This is a genomic window from Vibrio sp. 1641 (assembly GCF_033339995.1).
Lineage (GTDB): Bacteria > Pseudomonadota > Gammaproteobacteria > Enterobacterales > Vibrionaceae > Vibrio > Vibrio alginolyticus.
In genome coordinates this window covers 442,913-460,637 of the sequence record NZ_JAWOVP010000001.1, presented here as the reverse complement: position 1 = coordinate 460,637, position 17,725 = coordinate 442,913, and the positions used below count along the sequence as shown (strand labels likewise).

Below are 17,725 nucleotides of genomic sequence, written 5' to 3'. Positions count from 1 at the left end.
AAGAGCCATCCATGTTTCAACTGTCTAATATTGAGATCGTGCGAGGTGGACGTCAGATCCTCGGCATCGAACAACTTAACATCCCAACAAATGAGCTAACGGTCGTTTTAGGCCATAACGGTTCAGGTAAGTCGACACTGGTGAACCTGCTTTCTGGTCAAATGCCACCAGATAAAGGCACGGTAACACTAAACGATACTTCCCTTTCATCACTCAAAACCAAAGAGTTGGCAAAACAGATCGCCTATTTGCCACAAAAGCTGCCCTCTTCGGCTGGTTTAACGGTAGAAGAGCTAGTGCGCTTAGGTCGCTTTCCGTGGCGTGGGGCACTTGGTCGTTGGAAAACCGAAGACAAACAGATCATCACGCAGGCTATGGAACGAACAGGAGTTACACCTTTTGCTCAAGCTTTGGCGGATGACTTATCGGGCGGCGAACGCCAACGTGCTTGGGTGTCTATGCTACTGGCTCAACAATCGCCAATTTTAATTCTCGATGAGCCAACCTCGGCGCTCGATGTTCACCATCAGTTTCAACTAATGGCGCTGCTGGCAGAACTGAATCGAACCGAGAATGTAGGCATTATCGTGATCCTGCACGATCTGAACTTAGCACTGCGCTACGCCACCCACATTGTTGCGCTCAAAAAAGGTAAGATTGCCTTTGAAGGCAACGCCGACATGTTGTTAGACGAGGCACGCCTTTCTAAACTATATGAGTCACCAATTAAGCTGATTGAGCACCCAAGCCCGGCTAACACATTAGCGAGCCAAAAGGTGGCTGTTGTATGCGCATAATGGCTCGTTTACTTACCGTGGTTACACAATCTGCTTTTCTCCTCGCATTTTTTATGACCAATGCACATGCAGTCATCACCGTTACCGATGAATATGGTGAGCATAGTTTTGAGCACGCGCCACAACGCGTTGTAGCCTTAAACTGGGACATCTTAGAACAAGTTTTGGCGCTAAACGTAGAACCAATCGCAGCCCCAAATTTACCAGGCTACCGCCAATGGGTCGTCAATCCAACTGCACCAGAATCAATTGAAGATATTGGAACCCGAGCAGAGCCCAACTTAGAAAAAATAGCCAGTTTGAAACCAGATGTCATCCTTGCTGCGTCTCCACAGCAAGACTTGATTCCGTTACTCAAACAAATTGCTCCGGTAATCTATTTACCTAATTTTTCTGAAAATGAGGCCGCTGCTGAAACGGCCATTCGTCACTTTCGTACGCTCAGCAAGCTATTCAATAAAGAGGCACTTGCTGAACAGAAACTGGCAGAATTAGATTCTTCATTTGCGCAGATGCGCCAGCGAATTCGCCACTATTACTCTTCTCCACTCAGCGTTCTTGTGATGCGATTTTCAACTCCGAATACTGTATTACTTGCAACCGAAAACTCCACCACTGACTACGTGGTTAGAAAACTGGGATTACAGGCTCCAATTAAAGAGGACCCACGAGCGTGGGGAGTAAAGCAAGATCGAATCAATCGGCTTCAGGGCCTTCAAAACAGCTACGTTCTCTACGTACAACCTTTCCCAGAAGAACGAAAACTGAAAGAGTCGCCACTTTGGCAAGCGATGCCGTTTGTGAAAAAGCAGCGGGTAAATTCAGTCAGAGCAGTGTGGGCGTATGGCGGTGCCATGTCTTTGCAATACACCGCTGAAGCGATTACCGACAGTCTAATAGAGTTGGCACCAGAACAATGAGAACGAAACATTATATTGGTTATCTGGCGCTGATTACGTTACTTAGCGTCTTTAGCCTACAAATTGATACTAATTTATCACTTTTCGAACAATGGCAATTATTAACAAAACCAGAGGTAGCAACCGAGTTTCGTGATGTATTCTTTACGCAAGCGCAACTTCCTAGGTTAAGTATGACCCTGCTTGTTGGTGCCATGCTTGGTCTCACCGGCAGCTTAATGCAGCAATTAACGCAGAATAACCTCACCTCGCCGTTGACTCTTGGCACCTCTTCTGGTGCTTGGCTTGCATTAGTCGTGGTAAACATTTGGTTCGTCGATTGGGTCGCCGATTACTCTGCATTAGCCGCAATGTTTGGGGCTTTAGTGGCGTTTGGCCTGATCGTATCAATTGCCGGTGTGCGTAATATGACAGGTTTGCCGTTGGTCGTTTCGGGGATGGTGATCAATATCTTGCTCGGTTCTATCGCCACAGCCATTATTATTTTAAACGCCCAGTTCGCACAGAATATTTTTATGTGGGGAGCAGGAGACCTCTCTCAATACAGCTGGGATTGGTTTGAGTGGTTATTGCCTCGCTGCGCTATCGCAATCGTAATTTTGATCGTCGCACCACGTATTCTGACCTTAATGAAACTAGGACAAGAAGGCGCAGCAGCCCGAGGCTTAGCGGTATTACCCGCGTTTGGTGCGTTAATGGTGATGGGTATTTGGCTGGTATCTGCCTCCATCACCGCAGTTGGTATTATCAGCTTCATCGGATTACTGACACCCAATATTGCCAGAGCGATGGGGGCAAGAACACCGCGCGACGAATTGATCAGCAGCATGCTTTTGGGCGCAATGCTACTAATCATCACAGACTCTGCCGCTATCTCGCTGAGCTTATGGTTAGAGGAAACCATTCCTAGCGGCGTAGCGGCTGCAGCTATTGGCGCTCCCGCTTTAATTTGGTTTACTCGTAAAAAACTGACGGCAACCGATCAACTTAACCTTTCAATGAGCCAAGGAAAAACGGCGCTTTCTAAACGCGCGGTATGCAGCATTGCGCTATTCAGTCTGGTTGGGATTCTAGCTTACTCATTCGTTACCCATGGTATAAACGGGATCCAATGGTCTGTGCCAGGTGAGTTCCAATGGCAATTGCGTTGGCCGCGAATGTTAACCGCACTTTCTGTCGGTATTGCGCTATCCGTTGCCGGAATCATTTTGCAACGCATTGTTTATAACCCTCTGGCAAGTCCCGATATTCTCGGTGTGTCTTCCGGAGCCACGTTTGCCATTATAACGACAGGAGTCATCGCTGGGTCGCTTCTCTCCGCATTTAGCTGGGGTATCGCTTTTTTCGGAAGTATGTCCGTATTGATGTTATTGCTGATTATCGGTAAACGAAGCCATTTTAATCCATCTAACTTCGTGTTGTCCGGCATCGCACTAACGGCACTACTAGAAGCCCTCGTTCAATTTTCGCTAGCTCAAAGTTCTGGTGACAGTTACAAAATTTTATTGTGGCTAACTGGTTCTATTTATCGAGTCACAGCCGACACCGCACTGATGCTATGTTTGGCCATAATAGTTCTGCTTGCCGCTGTATTCTCGATTTCTCGTTGGCTAACACTAATTGCCATCGGGCGACAATTCTCAAATGCACGAGGGCTTAACCCTACCGTAGCCAATACGCTTATGCTCACCATCGTTGCTTTGTTATGCGCCTTTTCTACCGCTACAGTTGGTCCAATATCTTTTGTTGGCTTGGTCGCTCCCCATATGGCGATGATGTTAGGAGCAAGAAAAGTGAAAGAGCAACTGTGTGTCGGTGCCTTAATTGGCGCAACCCTAATGTTGTGGGCAGATTGGCTAGGACAAATCGCTATTTATCCAAGTCAGGTCGCAGCTGGCACGTTGGTCGCTATTATAGGCAGCACTTACTTCCTATTTTTAATGCTGAAGAGTAAATTCAGCTAAGTTGGGAATATTGTTACAGCCTAAAAATACGCTAAGAAAAACAAACCCCGCTATTTTGATAGCGGGGTTTGAAATTAAAGGCGAAGTACGATGCTCTATTCTTCTCGCACTACAGGAAAACGTTGCTCATAAAGTTCCATAAAGTCCTTACGAATTAAGTGCTCTAAGTGGTTAGCTTTATCGGTTGGGCAGAAAATCATCACGTGCAGAATTTGTTCACCATTAATGTTGCTAGAAATATGCATATGTGGCTCAGAACCAGGAAGGTCAACACCGGCATGTTTTTCAATCATCGCATTGTAACGATGTGCAACATCAGCAAAGTAACTGCAATGTTCTTCAATTTTATCAGTTAAAATCGGTAACAGTGGATACAAATTGACGAAGTCTTTCACCACTACAGAAAAGTTGTGGTAAACGTACCGCTTCATGAAGTTGAGGTTCTTTACTGGATAGGTAAAGAACATACTATTAGGCAATGTCGCTGTTTTGCCGGTGTAATGATATTGCCCATGATGCAGGTCGATCTCTTGAATCACCGTCGCCATCATATTGTGCTCAATCACTTCACCACACAACTTTCCGACCTCAATCCAGTCTCCAACGCGAAAAGAACGCGAACTTGCTCTTTGAATCGAACCCGTAAAACACAAAATGATTTCTTTGGATGCCACTACAATGGCAACGGCAATCGCCGTTACACTCAGAGCAAACTCGTTAATTTCTGATTGCCATAAAATAAATAAAATCAGTAATGTAACAGCAAAGGTGCCATTTTTAGTTCTGGACATCCAACTACGCTGATCTTCTGAGAGAAAAGCGTGATCACCACGAATCATCGATAAAATTGCACGACGAATTAACCACATAATCGCAAAGATCAGTGCGGTAAAAATCAATTTATGAGTGAGAAGAAAATCGACAACTAACTGCACTTTCTCCATTCCACGGCTCCCTCGAATAAAAATACGGCCCAGTAACAGCTAACGATAACAAATTATTTTGTCTGTTGTCCGTGCTCACTCAAGTCTTTTTGAAATTACTCCTCTCTAAAGGCGCGATTCATGCTTTCTGTAATTGGCTTTATTAGGTAGCTCAATGGCGTTCGTGGCTCAGATAAAATAAGCACTTCGGCATTCATGCCTGAGGTTAAACGATGTTTTGTCACATCTTCCGGTGAAATTGCAATTCTAGCGAGATAAAAATCTTCTTGGTTTTCTTGCGAGAGCTTATCGGCAGAAATCGTCAGCACAGTACCGTCTAAAGGTGCCAACGTCCGTGCATTCAGAGCGGTCAGACGAACATGCGCTTGCTGGCCTGGATTCACTAAATCAATATCCTGAGGATTAACACGAGCCTCGACTAACAACTTATCGTCTTGCGGGACCAGTTCTAGTAACGTTTCACCCGAGCCAATCACACCTTTTTCGGTAAACACTTGCATGTTGACTACGCGACCAGAAATAGGTGCGTTGATCGTTGTTCTTGCGACAATATCTTGAGCGGAGCGATATTCTTCCCGAATTGCGACAATTTCCGTTTTGGTATTTCGTAGTTCCTCGACAATCTCATTCAGCCTTTCAAGCTTCAACTCTTCAATTTGCGCTAGGTTCTCATCTAACCTTTTTCTAACGGTGAGCGACTGCCTATCTAACTGGCTTAAGGTACTTCTCACCTCCGCTGCTAAGCGCTTGAGTTGAAGTAAAGTAGATTTTCCCGAGAAACCTTTTTGCACCAAGGCTTGGTTGCTGTCTATTTCTTCAGCAATAAAGTTGAGCCGTTCCGTCTCAATCACTTTGGTTTGCTGAAGGTTTTCAAGCTCTAAGTTTGCTCCAGAAATACTCTGCTCAATGATACTCAGTTTACTATCAAAGAATCGCTTTCTCGCTTCAAAGATCTTGTTTTGAACCAGTTGTGCTTCTTGTACGATATCGACACGGGGAATGCTTTCAAGATCATCAGACCATACAATCGTTGGAAGCTCATCAAGCTCCGCACTTAAACGGTTTTCCTTTGCTAGAGTATGGATAAAACGACCACTTAACGAATCCAACTTAGCCATAGCTTGACGCTTAGAAAGTTGAATTAATAACTGACCTTTTTCGACTAAATCCCCTTCCTGTACATATAGCTTTTCAATAATACCGCCTTCTAAATGCTGAATTTCTTGTCGCTTAGTGAGAACAGACAAATCACCATAAGCAATCGCTGCACTTTCTAATTTGGCTGTTGCAGCCCAGTAGCCAAGGCCTCCAAGAAAAACACTTAAGGTCACCACACCAAGTAAAATTGGTTTTCGAAAGCTTAGTCTCGCTTTGGGGCTAAAACGGTATACGATCTCGGTAGAACTCTGATTAACGGTTGGCAGTTGATTGCTCATTTCTTACCCTTGGGATATCTGTTCTTTCTTCGCCCATCAAACGTTTTAATACTTCATCTTTAGCGCCGTATAACTTGACTCGGCCGTCAGCCAAATACAACAGCCTATCCATTTGTCGTAACGTACTCGGATTGTGGGCAATGACGATAATCGTTGTACTCTGTGCTTTTAAATGGGCAATCAAACGTTGATACGCAGCCTCTCCCTCACCATCGAGGTTGGCATTCGCTTCATCGAAAATCACAATAGATGGGTCGCCATAAACGGCTCTTGCAAGAGCGATTCTCTGCCTTTCCCCCCCAGATAAACCACGGCCATTTTCACCAATAATGCAATCATAGCCTTTGTTTTTCTTGAGTATTAATTCATGACATCCTGCTAGTTGCGCCGCCTTGATGACTTTAGCCGGGTCTTCTTCTTTAAAGCGCGCGATGTTCTCTCGAATTGTGCCAGGAAATAACTCCACCTCTTGAGCGAGATACCCAAAATGCACGCCGCGATCTTCAGATGCCCATACGGAGACTTCCATTCCATCAAGAGTCACTTTACCCGCTAATGGCTTAACCGTACCTAATAACAGCCGAGCAAACGTCGATTTACCCGTACCAGAAGGGCCAATCACCCCAACAGCAACACCCGAAGGAATCGATAAGCTGATCGATGAGAGCACTGGTTCGGTTGCTCCAGGATGGCGATAGGCCAGTCCGGTAAGCTCATAGTGTCCTTTTGGTTTAGGCAGTGGCATATCTGATTCATCTTGGCGCACGATCGCATCGATTTCTTTCAACCTTTTATAGGCGCCTTTAGCAGACATCGCGCTTCGCCACGTGCCTATCGCCTGCTCCATCGGCGATAATGCCCGACTCATTAATATGGAGCTCGCGATCATCGCCCCTGCCGTGATTTCATGTTGGATTACTAACCATGCACCACCTCCCAGCAAAAATATCTGTAGTGATCCACGCACAAACTTAGAAAAGTTAGCCATGTAGATGGACTTACCTGCAACTCGCTCTTCAAGCACATTCACTTCACTCACGCGCGACTGCCACTTCTCTAAAAATGCATTCATCATCCCCATTGCGAGAATTGAATTGGAGTTTTGCGTGGCTAATTCAGCGTTGTTGATATGAGAAATCGCTCTGACTTCGCTCTCTTGCATTGTTTTACGCGTCATCAGCTCATTAAGTAGACCTAGGCTAAACAATACGATAGATCCAAGTAACGCGATGTGACCTAGTATCGGGTGCAATAAATACACAAATAAAATAAACAGCGGTGTCCAGGGCGCATCCAACAGTGGGTAAGGTGCTTGACTGCTCAAAAAGCTTTTGATGTTCTGAATGTCTCTCAGAGTTTGCGAGGTATAACTCTTCCCGGTATGTGATTGATATTGAATCGTGCGCTTGAGCATGAAAGCGGAGAGTTTTGTATCCATCCAATAACCAAAAGATTTACTCATTTGTGCTCGTGCAATGTCGATGATGGACATGGTTAACAGCGCGACAATTACGATGACAGTGAGCAAGAATAAAGTATCGGTTGAGTAGGAGGATATCACTCGGTTGTACACTTGAAGCATGTACAACGGAATCGAGAGAACCAATAAGTTGATAAAAAGGCTAAAAACGATCAGCAAGCCCGCAAGCGTGCATAGTTTTTGTTTCACTTCTTTGAAAACCGTTTTTTGCACGACTACTTCCGTTTAACGTGAAAATTGTAGGCGCCAGAAATACTAGCGCCTAGCTTAAGGTAACCTCAAATCGCTCTAGAGTGTCCGATTAGTGCACCTCAGCATGGCAGAGCCACGCAAACTAATTCCCATCCAGAGTTATTTTCAGTCGTTTAGATTACGAACAGATCAGCACCATAGGTGTTGATGTCAGTTTCAGTCACGCCAATAAGTTTCACTGTTAGATCAGCCCCATCGGTAAACACTGCATTCCCAACTGCATCGTAGCTAAAGCTTAAATCACCAAAGTCTGTGACAGAGTCGCTAATGATGTGCAAAGAGTCTTCACCAATGGTGAAATCAACAACTTTGGCTTCGCCATGGCCACCAAACTTATCCGTGAACACAAACTTATCGCCATTGCTGCCGCCAACTAAAACGTTGTCACCAGAACCAGCAACAAGAATATCTTCACCGACACCACCATTTAATTTATTGTCGCCCAGCAAACCCAACAGCAAGTCATTACCGGTACCACCGCCGAGGTAGTCGTTTCCTGTACCAGCCCTAAGGATGTCATCTCCAGCACCACCAGTTAGGCGATCATCGCCGTCGCCGCCGATCACATAATCATTACCGCCACCGCCAACAAACGAGTCATTACCACCAAAACCGATAAACAAATCATCGCCGCCATCGAAATCAGCAAATTGGTTATTTACACCTGCATCGCCTAAATACGTGTCATTGTCACTTGCGCTCATTTTTATTCCCTCTTAGCTTATTAATTGAATAGACCTTCTGTTCCACGTCTGACTAGATTCGTCACGACATGAGAAGTCTAATAGTCAACTGAATAGGAATAAGTTTGAATATGGGATGATATTTCAGACTGACATTTTAATAATAAATATAAAATTTAGTACTTTATAGAGTATTTTCTTTTTATTACAGCAAGTTAATACTAGTACTACAGGTTTCTCTTAGCCCAACTTGTAGCTTGCGTACGGTTCTTTACTTCTAACTTTCTAAAAATATTGTATAGATGTGATTTAATAGTATGCTCGCTGATAAATAAAGAATCAGCGATTTCCATATTTGAACCACCTTCTTTCAACATTTTTAAAACCTGAACTTCACGCCGAGTAAGCTCAACCTCAATAGCAGGTTCGATAATGTTATTTGCTTCTCTACCTCGATAATAATTTACTAGCTGATCAAGTAATCTTCGAGACAGCCAGTTATCCCCTTTTATTATTGCTTTTAATCCCTGACAAACCTTGTCCATTGAATCTCCTGGACCAAATATACCTTTTACATGAGGCCAAGAAGCGAGTTCTTCTGTGTCTAAGTCATAACCTAGATTAAGCATTATGGTTCCTAGCACTTTATTACTATCTTTTAAATAAACTAAAGTTTCGGAAGGAATCTCAACTGAAAAATCAACAAGCAAAAAGTAGCGTTCCGGAATGAGTTCATGATAGCTAGGGTTTTTAGTATCAATGATCGTTATTTTAGTTTCTGTATTTTTAGAAAGCATTTCCTTAAAGTTTTCACTCTGTAAACTTTGTTGAGTGAGCATTAGGATTTCAGGCTTTTCCATATACTGTTCCATAATGTTTCTCATACTTTCAGTGACTTAACATTCTTAAATTAGTAGTTAATCGTCAGCACTTAGTTTGATATGTAAGTGCTAGTTCACAGAGTAAAGTTATTTGCTACTTTTTTAAATTCTAAAGTTATTAAAAAGAGAATCAAAAAAAGTGTTTCTCATAAAAGAAACACTTTTAACACATTCAGGTCACAGAAATTATTAAGAGTTTACTAAATTAGGCAACCTAATATTGCAATAGCATTACACCGTTAACGAGTTGTCTGAAATATTTTCCTTTGCCCAAATAAGTGCTTGAACTCTATTTTTCACATCAATCTTCTTGAAAATATTATGTAAATGCGTTTTTACCGTATTCTCGCTGACAAATAATTGTTCGGCGATTTGTTGATTGGACGCCCCCATGGAAAGAAAGGTAATTATTTGTTGCTCTCGTTTGGTCAGAATAGCGGAAACATTCTTATTTATAGGTTTGCAATGTCGACGAAGGTAAGTAATGTACTGCTGAGAAAACTTACGGCTGAACCACATATCTCCTTGAAGCACCTTACCAATACCAACTTGCAACGTTTTTATATCATCAGAGGTATAGAAAATACCGGCCAAAGTACGCCAAGCAAAGAGATCTTCTGTCGATATGGATTGCTCACAATTAATTAAGATTTCAAGCGTGTCTTTCTGCTTGGCGGCTTTAAACTCCGCATAACGGCGAAAAATTTCATCCGTGATCACGCTGCAATCAACAATAATGGCTGATGCAAGAGATTCATGTAACACTCCGTGAATCAGATTATCTGGCGTGATTAGAGCAACACTAATACCGAGTTTGGTCTCCAATACATCTTTCAACAGAGATGACTGTAGACTTCCCTCCGTAATTAAAATAACGTTTCTTTTTTTTTGCTGCTCCATCCTGATCGCATTCCCTTGGTCGTTTTTATTGAAATACGCAATAGATTTAGATAGAGCGGTAGTATTGTCAAGTATGAAAATCACTAGTACTAATTAATAACTCATTGAAGTGTCAATAATTTTTAAGTGGCAAGTATATGAGAGGTATTAGCATTTTTCAGACATTAAAAAAGGGAGTATAAACTCCCTTTTTGTGTTTGAGCAGGTGATTTAATCACGCACGTTAGAGGCAAAACACCACCTAACTTAGTGGATTGGAACTGCGTTTTTTTGGTTAAACTTACCAAAGTGTTGTTCTAACACTTCTGGCGTCAGCTTACCTTCCGCTTCCAGCTTTTTCAGCTCAGCGACGATCGCTTTTTGCTCTTCTAGCGACGGCAGTTTTACTTCTGGCTCCTGAGCGGTTTCTTGAGAAATTTGCTCTAGTTCTTTTTCGAAGTCATTCATAGTACTTACCTAAAATTAATGATTGAACTTTTAAACTTCGCCTATTCTATCCAACTCTATAACTTGAAGCTACCAACCATCTTGTCTAAACGAGAAGAGAGCGCTTGAAGATCGCGACTTGCATCCGCCAACTCTTCTGCTGTCGCGGTTGTCATTTCATTTATCGCGTTGATTTCTTCGATATTTTGATTAATGGTATGCACCACCGTGGATTGCTCTTCCGTCGCCGTTGCAACTTGTGTATTACGATCAGAGATGTCGGTGATTCGTTCAGAAATACTGATTAATACCTCGACTGCTTCATCGGTAGAAGTAACCCCTTCTATGGTGACCGCTTTGCCCGCTTCCATAGCATTTACCGCGTCTTGTGCGTCACTTTGAAGCTGATTGATCATGCGCTGAATCTCTTCTGTAGAATCAGCCGTGCGTGAAGCTAGGTTTCTTACCTCATCAGCAACAACCGCAAAACCACGTCCCTGCTCACCAGCACGAGCAGCCTCAATTGCAGCGTTTAGCGCAAGTAAATTCGTTTGCTCAGAGATGTCACGAATTACACCCAGAATCGAGCCAATATCTTTGGTTGTCGATGCCAACTGCGTAACAACAATATTGGTTGTTTCAACATCATCGGCTAGGCGGCTGATCACCTCTTTTGCTTTCATCACAACTTCTCGACCAGTTTGAGTGTTATCTGAAGCCTGATTTGCCGTATCAGCAGCGGTAGCAGCGTTCGATGCAATTTCACTGATGGTCGCACCCATTTGGTTGATAGCTGCAACTACTTGAATGGTTTGATCACGCTGCTCTTGGCTGTTGTCGTGTGTGGATGTTGCTTTCGTTGACACACTTTCTGCCGCTTGACTTAATGAGCCACTGGTTAAAGCAACCTCTTTCATCGTGGCATGAATCTTCTCAATAAATCCATTAAAGCCTTTTGAAAGCTGAGCAATTTCATCATTACCCTTAATTTCAATACGCTGCGCCAAATCGCCTTCACCTTGCCCAAGGTCGGTAAAACGATCGGCAATCAGTCGGATTGGTTTCGTAATGCTGTTTGCCAACCATACGCCCATGAGGATGAATACAACGGCAACAATGATGGTCGTAAACAGCATTTTTTTAGCTGTCGCATTCAGGTCTGCGAATACTTCATCAACGGGAACCACGCCAATAACAAACCAGTTCATTGAAGGAACATACAAACTAGAAACAAAAGTATCCTGCCCTTCAAACTCCACATTAATTAGGTTGAAGCTATTTTTGTTCAACAGCGCACTTGCGTCACTACCAAATAGTTTAGTGATAGAAGTTTGGTTCTTACCTTGTTGGCGGTGTATTTGAATCTGGCCTTGTTCATTAGTGAGGAACACGTAACCCGTATCTTCAATTTTAAACCCATTGAGCAAAGCAACCATGTCTCCCATAGATTTAGAGAGACCTGACATTGATGTACCATTAAGATCTTGGAAATTGGCAAACATTTTCACTTCGCCATTTGCCTCTTGGAACACACTCACGGACGTTTCTTGACCAGACGACGTAAATCCAAAGAACCAAGCATCTTGCGTTCGGTTAAGTTGACGTAAGAATCCGTTTTGATTCCAGTAATATGCCGTTTGACGATTCGCTACCGACGCATCATTAAGACCATACTGTGATTTAACGTTATTGAGCTGCTGAACCAACTGAACTTCTACTGACGGATCACGGTCTGTATTAGATAGGGCTTCAACAATAAATTCGTTTGTAGCCAGCTGTTTTGCCGCTTGTTGCATTTCGACAACTTCGCGGTCAATTTCGGTATTGATTTGCTGCAACATCGCAGGTAGCTCGATGTCAATAAGACGATGGCTCAATACATCTCTCGCATGACGCTGAGCCATAACACCAACAATGATTGTTGATGCTAGAACAGCAAACGTAATGCCAAGTACAACCTTCTGTTTGATGCTCAAGGAATGAAGTTTCAACATATTCGGACCTTTTAAAAGAATCACTTGTTATTGCCCCCACAAGGGGAATCAGGTGCATATCTCATGACACGCACACCACGGAATCTTTATCGGCTCATATGTACAAAACTAGAGGCATTTCTCATTATATTATGAAAAATAAATGTAACACACTGTCAAATAAGCACTTTCAGAGACAGCACGTACTTGCAATTCTCTGTAGCGTCCCAATATTGAAAAGATAAATTGCAATAGAGCGTTGGAACTTTTTTCACATGGAAAATGACCAATACTCAACACGAAAATCATATGGATACCGAGAGTCCAAAGCATGCATAAATCTAACTTCGAAACTCTTCAGCAATACTTAGAGTCGCAGATCATCGGACAGCAAGATCTGGTAAAGCAACTGCTTGTTGCGCTTCTTGCGGATGGGCATATTTTAGTTGAAGGCCCTCCTGGGTTAGCAAAAACCCGTGCAGTAAAATCACTCTCAGACTGTGTTGAAGGCGACTTCCACCGCATTCAGTTCACCCCTGATTTGCTGCCAGCCGATTTAACCGGCACCGATATCTTCCGTCCCGAAACCGGAGAATTCACTTTCCAATCAGGTCCTATCTTCAACTCGCTTATTCTTGCGGATGAGATAAACCGTGCGCCAGCCAAAGTACAAGCGGCAATGCTTGAAGCAATGGCAGAGAAACAAGTCACAGCAGGTCGTCATACCTACCCGCTGCCAGAGTTGTTTTTGGTTATGGCAACTCAAAACCCGATAGAGCAAGAAGGGACCTACCCCCTTCCTGAAGCGCAGCTAGACCGCTTTTTATTGCATTTAGAAGTGGAATACCCAGATGCGGAGCATGAGCTATCTATCTTGCGTATTAACCGCGGAGAAGCAAAAGGCGAAGCAAAGGTTGAACGCCCAATGTTAAGCCAACAAGATATATTCACCGCACGTAAAGAAGTGTTGGATATTCATATGGCGGAAACGATAGAGCAGTACATCGTCCGTTTAGTTATGGCGACACGTCAAGCCAACAAATATGACACTGAGTTGGACAAATGGTTGTCAATGGGTGTGAGTCCGCGTGCTACCATCGCTCTTGATCGCTGTGCACGTGCGCACGCTTGGCTTGCTGGTCGTGATTTTGTCTCTCCGGAAGATGTTCAAACCATGGCTTATCCGGTACTGCGCCACCGTTTATTATTGAGTTACCACGCTCAAGCTGAAGGCATTACGGCAAACCAGGTCATCGATAAACTGCTAAACCTTGTTGGCAGTGCATAAACGAGTGAGTGATATGTCCGCTACACATTCATTACCACCTCATGCGAATGGGGTGACATTAACCCTTGAAGAGCTGCTCCAATATCGCACTCAATCTGTACGTTGGTTACCACCAGCACAGAGTCTCTGGTCGCAGATGAGTGGTAACCATACCAGTCGCCAAAAAGGGCGAGGTATGGATTTTATGGAGGTGCGCCAATATCAACCTGGCGACGATATTCGCAGCATTGATTGGCGAGTCACCGCTAGGACCGGTAAAGCACATACGAAGTTGTTTGCAGAAGATAAAGAGCAAGCGGTCATTCTTTATCTTGATCTAAGTTCTAGTCTACATTTTGGATCTAAGTATGTACTCAAATCCGTTCAATTGGCCCACTTTGCCAGTGTTCTAATTTGGCTAACTCTAGCTAAAAAAGATCGCATCGGCGCAGTGATTGATGACGGACATCAATGTCTTGAATTTCGCCCCTCTTCTTTACAAAGACAAGGGCTGCGGATTCTTAACGACATAGTCGACATACATAATGCGCAAGTAACTCGTACTGCAAGCAACGACACTCGTACACTGCCGTATGCACAAGTATTGGAGACACTTCATACGCTCACCCCAAAAGGCAGCGAATTGATTATGCTCAGTGATTTTGCCCACGTAACACCAACGGAACTGGCACAACTACGTCGACTCAAACAACACAATAGCGTAAGGGCTGTTCAGTTTTATGATCCGTTAGAAAGAGGCGAAACAGACTTTAGAGGTCAAGTGAAAGCTTCGGATGGGCTGCATAGTCAATGGTTTAACTTTGGCTCTAAAGGACAACGAAGAGAACTCGAAAGCCACTTTACCCAACATCAAGAAACCATTAAGCAGCAATGCCATTCGATAGCAATTCCATTTAACACGCTATCAAGTGGCTGGCCCTTAATTTCACAATTAAGCTAACAAACTGACAAGCAGTATTTATTAAGCAGTAATAATAATGACAACAAACAACCAAAGCCTAGACCTTGAACCTTTGATTTTGCCAAACGCACCGGATTGGTTTCCGCTCGCTTGGGGATGGTGGGTGGTGCTTGCAGCCACCTTGCTCTTCGTTTTCGGCATTTGTCTTTATGTGAGATGGCGTAAAAAACACTTACGCGCAAAAAAGACAGCATTAACACTTTTAACTCAACCTACCGCGCCTCATACCCCCTCTTCTGCTCTGGAAATATTGCGCCAGGCAGCATTGAGTTACTTTCCGCGTGAAGAGATCGCACCATTAACTGGAATCGCTTGGTATAAATTTCTCGATAGCCATACCAAAGAGACTCGATTCGTAGATAAACAACATCAGTGGCAAGAAGCGTTGTATCAGAATTCCTCCCAAGGGCATCATCAAAGCTTGATAGACGATTGTGTCTTTTGGATAACCTACGCTTTGCCACCAAAGAAAAAGGCAAATAACCGTGACTGAGCAAACACTCATAACCGATCTTGCCCAATGGCTAAACATTGAATTTGTCTGGTGGTGGGCACTGTTTTTGTTGCCCATCCCCTGGCTGGTATACAAGTTCCTGCCACAAGAATCTCAACAAGCCGAGATCAAATTGGCGTACTTACCAACTAATGAGAATCGCAGCAAGCCTAAGCAAGCGCTGCAAAAAACGCTTTCAATCGCGATCTGGGGCCTTCTTGTCGTCGCTTGTGCGCGTCCAGTTTGGTTTGGCGATCCCGTTGAATTCCACCCCAAATATCGGGACTTGATGTTAGTCGTCGATCTGTCCGGTTCGATGCAGCAGGAAGACATGGAACTCAACGGCGAATATATCGATCGCCTCACAGCAGTCAAACAAGTTCTGTCTGATTTCGTAGCAAAGAGAAAAGGTGACCGTCTCGGAGTTGTTTTGTTTGGCGACCATGCTTATTTGCAAACACCACTCACTGAAGACCGCAAAAGCGTCATGCAACAGATTAATCAAACCGTCATCGGCTTGGTTGGTCAACGAACCGCCATTGGTGATGGTATTGGTTTAGGCACAAAAACCTTTGTAGACAGTGATGCTCCGCAACGAGTCATGATTTTGCTTAGTGACGGCAGCAATACTGCAGGGGTTCTCGAGCCGCTAGAAGCAGCGGAAATTGCGAAAAAATACAACGCCACTATTTACACCGTGGGCGTGGGCGCTGGTGAAATGATGGTGAAGGAGTTTTTCATGACTCGCAAAGTCAACACCGCAGCCGATTTAGATGAACAAACACTGACTAAAGTGGCAGAGGTGACAGGTGGACAATATTTTCGAGCGCGAGATACAGAAGAGCTCGAAAATATTTATGACACCATCAACCAGCTAGAACCCGTATCTAGCGACACACAAACTTGGCGCCCACAGTCTGAATGGTTTCCATATCCATTAAGCGCTGCATTTGTATTATCGGTATTGTTATTCCTGTTAAGGAGAAAACATGGCTGAGTTTATTTTCCTCAATCCTTATTGGCTTTTGGGGCTCATCGTGATCCCTATCGCACTCTTGCTTAATCACAAATTTAGAGCCCAAAAATCCACACTGATTGCCCCTCACCTAGCGCGGATGCTCGGACAAAACACGCAGTCTAAGCATTACTTCACTCTATGGGGTTTAGCTTGGGCAATAACTTGCATTTCATTAGCGGGGCCAAGCTGGCAGTCCAATGCTCGACCAAGCTTTGAGTTAAACCAAAACCGTATCTTGGTGCTTGATATGTCTCGCTCTATGTTTGCTACAGACATCAAACCCAATCGGCTAGCACAAACACGTTATAAGGCGCTCGATTTGCTGCCTAAATGGAAAGAGGGAGCCACTGGACTTATTGCTTACGCTGGCGATGCCTATAACTTAAGTCCACTGACAACTGATTCCAGTACGCTTGCGGGCATTATCGAAAATTTGTCACCAGAGCTGATGCCTTTTCAAGGAGCAAACCTGCCTGCCGCGATTGAACTTGCGATCAACCAGTTTTCTCAAGCCGGCACGCAACAAGGCGATATCATCGTGTTAGCGGATGATCTTGATACGTCAGAGCTGTCTCGCGCGTTAGATTTAGTCCAAGATACAAAGTTTCGCATTTCTGTTCTTGCCGTCGGGACTCCTAACGGTGCGCCTATCGCGCTGCCCGATGGCTCTCTGCTAAAAACTGCACAAGGCACTACCGTCGTAGCGAAAACAAATCTGAAAAATCTACAGACGCTAGCGAATAAGACTGGTGGCCTATTTGTTCCTATTCAGCACACCAACCGTGATGTTGAAAACATCGCGGCCTTTACCAATAACATTGGTAGCCAGCTTTCTGCGACCCAAAGCGAAGAAGTTAAAACTGATTCTCGTCTCAACAGTGGCTTTTGGTTACTGCCGTTGTTACTTATTCCTGCGGCTTTACTGTTTCGACGCGGCCTGATTTGGGTGGTAGTTGCGACTGTAGTCCCAGTAACGTGGACACCGCATGCAGAAGCTAATCCGTTCTTAAATGCCGACCAACAAGGAGCGGAACTCTACAAGCAAGGTGAGTATGAACAGGCGCAAAACCTATTTACAAACCCAAGCTGGAAAGGAGCCGCCTGTTATCAAAAAGGTGACTACGAAGCCGCTATCGAAGCATTTTCTCATGATGCCTCCCTTAACGGCCGCTATAACCTCGCCAACTCGCTCGCTCAAAATGGTCAATTAGAAGATGCGGCTGATTTGTATAAAAAACTGCTAGAGGAAAAGCCTAACTTTGAAGCCGCGAAGAAAAACCTATCGGTTGTAGAAGAAAAGCTAAAACAG

At 44.0% G+C, this 17,725-nt stretch carries 16 protein-coding genes; 8 read left to right on the top strand and 8 right to left on the bottom strand.

The window, feature by feature from the left end:
- Window positions 1-11: 11 nt before the first annotated feature.
- Genes R7Z47_RS02065 through fhuB form a run of 3 tightly spaced genes read left to right on the top strand, consistent with a single transcriptional unit; the run spans window position 12 to window position 3,681 of the window.
- Window positions 12-797, top strand: a complete 786-nt coding sequence (locus tag R7Z47_RS02065) for an ABC transporter ATP-binding protein (RefSeq protein ID WP_005383893.1) — start codon at window positions 12-14, stop codon at window positions 795-797.
- Window positions 788-1,717 carry an iron-siderophore ABC transporter substrate-binding protein gene (locus tag R7Z47_RS02060; RefSeq protein ID WP_171342475.1) on the top strand — a complete coding sequence of 310 codons (930 nt, stop codon included), beginning with the start codon at window positions 788-790 and terminating at the stop codon, window positions 1,715-1,717. The genes R7Z47_RS02065 and R7Z47_RS02060 overlap by 10 nt, the downstream gene beginning before the upstream one ends.
- Complete coding sequence (gene fhuB / locus R7Z47_RS02055; protein ID WP_171342474.1) at window positions 1,714-3,681, top strand: Fe(3+)-hydroxamate ABC transporter permease FhuB; 1,968 nt, start codon at window positions 1,714-1,716, stop codon at window positions 3,679-3,681. The genes R7Z47_RS02060 and fhuB overlap by 4 nt, the downstream gene beginning before the upstream one ends.
- 95 nt (window positions 3,682-3,776) lie before the next feature.
- Here the strand turns inward: fhuB and R7Z47_RS02050 are convergent, their stop codons facing one another.
- From R7Z47_RS02050 to R7Z47_RS02015, 8 genes are all read right to left on the bottom strand, one after another.
- Window positions 3,777-4,625 (bottom strand): mechanosensitive ion channel family protein, encoded by an 849-nt coding sequence (locus tag R7Z47_RS02050; RefSeq protein ID WP_005375171.1) that lies wholly within the window; start codon window positions 4,623-4,625, stop codon window positions 3,777-3,779.
- 95 nt (window positions 4,626-4,720) lie between these two features.
- Entirely contained in the window at window positions 4,721-6,061 is a 1,341-nt protein-coding gene (locus R7Z47_RS02045; protein WP_005383906.1) for an HlyD family type I secretion periplasmic adaptor subunit, read from the bottom strand.
- Entirely contained in the window at window positions 6,036-7,754 is a 1,719-nt protein-coding gene (locus R7Z47_RS02040; protein WP_005383908.1) for a type I secretion system permease/ATPase, read from the bottom strand. Before R7Z47_RS02040 ends, R7Z47_RS02045 begins: the two co-directional genes overlap by 26 nt.
- 152 nt (window positions 7,755-7,906) lie before the next feature.
- Complete coding sequence (locus R7Z47_RS02035; RefSeq protein ID WP_005375168.1) at window positions 7,907-8,497, bottom strand: calcium-binding protein; 591 nt, start codon at window positions 8,495-8,497, stop codon at window positions 7,907-7,909.
- Window positions 8,498-8,703: 206 nt separating this feature from the next.
- A complete protein-coding gene (locus R7Z47_RS02030) occupies window positions 8,704-9,360 on the bottom strand; it encodes a LuxR C-terminal-related transcriptional regulator (protein WP_005383910.1) in 657 nt (218 codons plus the stop codon).
- A gap of 228 nt (window positions 9,361-9,588) precedes the next feature.
- Window positions 9,589-10,257 (bottom strand): LuxR C-terminal-related transcriptional regulator, encoded by a 669-nt coding sequence (locus R7Z47_RS02025; protein ID WP_021707603.1) that lies wholly within the window; start codon window positions 10,255-10,257, stop codon window positions 9,589-9,591.
- Between the two features lie 246 nt (window positions 10,258-10,503).
- Window positions 10,504-10,704, bottom strand: coding sequence for a restriction endonuclease subunit S (locus R7Z47_RS02020; protein WP_005375165.1), 201 nt, complete (start codon window positions 10,702-10,704; stop codon window positions 10,504-10,506).
- Between the two features lie 56 nt (window positions 10,705-10,760).
- A complete protein-coding gene (locus tag R7Z47_RS02015; RefSeq protein WP_053303850.1) occupies window positions 10,761-12,677 on the bottom strand; it encodes a methyl-accepting chemotaxis protein in 1,917 nt (638 codons plus the stop codon).
- A 310-nt stretch (window positions 12,678-12,987) separates the two neighbouring features.
- Here R7Z47_RS02015 and R7Z47_RS02010 point away from each other — a divergent pair, with 310 nt between their 5' ends.
- From R7Z47_RS02010 to R7Z47_RS01990, 5 genes are all read left to right on the top strand, one after another.
- Window positions 12,988-13,944: an AAA family ATPase gene (locus R7Z47_RS02010; protein WP_017635415.1), complete on the top strand. Its 957-nt coding sequence runs from the start codon at window positions 12,988-12,990 to the stop codon at window positions 13,942-13,944.
- A 13-nt stretch (window positions 13,945-13,957) separates the two neighbouring features.
- The gene (locus R7Z47_RS02005) at window positions 13,958-14,884 is read left to right on the top strand and encodes a DUF58 domain-containing protein (protein ID WP_262606533.1); all 927 of its coding nucleotides are present in this window, start codon (window positions 13,958-13,960) and stop codon (window positions 14,882-14,884) included.
- A gap of 37 nt (window positions 14,885-14,921) precedes the next feature.
- Window positions 14,922-15,398 (top strand): DUF4381 domain-containing protein, encoded by a 477-nt coding sequence (locus R7Z47_RS02000; protein ID WP_054578630.1) that lies wholly within the window; start codon window positions 14,922-14,924, stop codon window positions 15,396-15,398.
- Window positions 15,391-16,395 (top strand): VWA domain-containing protein, encoded by a 1,005-nt coding sequence (locus tag R7Z47_RS01995; protein WP_318129781.1) that lies wholly within the window; start codon window positions 15,391-15,393, stop codon window positions 16,393-16,395. The genes R7Z47_RS02000 and R7Z47_RS01995 overlap by 8 nt, the downstream gene beginning before the upstream one ends.
- A partial coding sequence (locus tag R7Z47_RS01990; RefSeq protein WP_318129779.1) for a vWA domain-containing protein occupies window positions 16,388-17,725 on the top strand: 1,338 nt, incomplete at its 3' end. The genes R7Z47_RS01995 and R7Z47_RS01990, both read left to right, overlap by 8 nt.

Bases quoted from the DNA above. Each gene is read 5' to 3' on its own strand.
- R7Z47_RS02050 (WP_005375171.1), bottom strand. From the start codon at position 4,625: ATGGAGAAAGTGCAGTTAGTTGTCGATTTTCTTCTCACTCATAAATTG.
- R7Z47_RS02020 (WP_005375165.1), bottom strand. From the start codon at position 10,704: ATGAATGACTTCGAAAAAGAACTAGAGCAAATTTCTCAAGAAACCGCT.
- R7Z47_RS02025 (WP_021707603.1), bottom strand. From the start codon at position 10,257: ATGGAGCAGCAAAAAAAAAGAAACGTTATTTTAATTACGGAGGGAAGT.
- R7Z47_RS02005 (WP_262606533.1), top strand. From the start codon at position 13,958: ATGTCCGCTACACATTCATTACCACCTCATGCGAATGGGGTGACATTA.
- R7Z47_RS02010 (WP_017635415.1), top strand. From the start codon at position 12,988: ATGCATAAATCTAACTTCGAAACTCTTCAGCAATACTTAGAGTCGCAG.
- R7Z47_RS02000 (WP_054578630.1), top strand. From the start codon at position 14,922: ATGACAACAAACAACCAAAGCCTAGACCTTGAACCTTTGATTTTGCCA.
- R7Z47_RS02015 (WP_053303850.1), bottom strand. From the start codon at position 12,677: ATGTTGAAACTTCATTCCTTGAGCATCAAACAGAAGGTTGTACTTGGC.
- R7Z47_RS02035 (WP_005375168.1), bottom strand. From the start codon at position 8,497: ATGAGCGCAAGTGACAATGACACGTATTTAGGCGATGCAGGTGTAAAT.
- R7Z47_RS02060 (WP_171342475.1), top strand. From the start codon at position 788: ATGCGCATAATGGCTCGTTTACTTACCGTGGTTACACAATCTGCTTTT.
- fhuB (WP_171342474.1), top strand. From the start codon at position 1,714: ATGAGAACGAAACATTATATTGGTTATCTGGCGCTGATTACGTTACTT.
- R7Z47_RS02030 (WP_005383910.1), bottom strand. From the start codon at position 9,360: ATGAGAAACATTATGGAACAGTATATGGAAAAGCCTGAAATCCTAATG.
- R7Z47_RS02045 (WP_005383906.1), bottom strand. From the start codon at position 6,061: ATGAGCAATCAACTGCCAACCGTTAATCAGAGTTCTACCGAGATCGTA.
- R7Z47_RS02065 (WP_005383893.1), top strand. From the start codon at position 12: ATGTTTCAACTGTCTAATATTGAGATCGTGCGAGGTGGACGTCAGATC.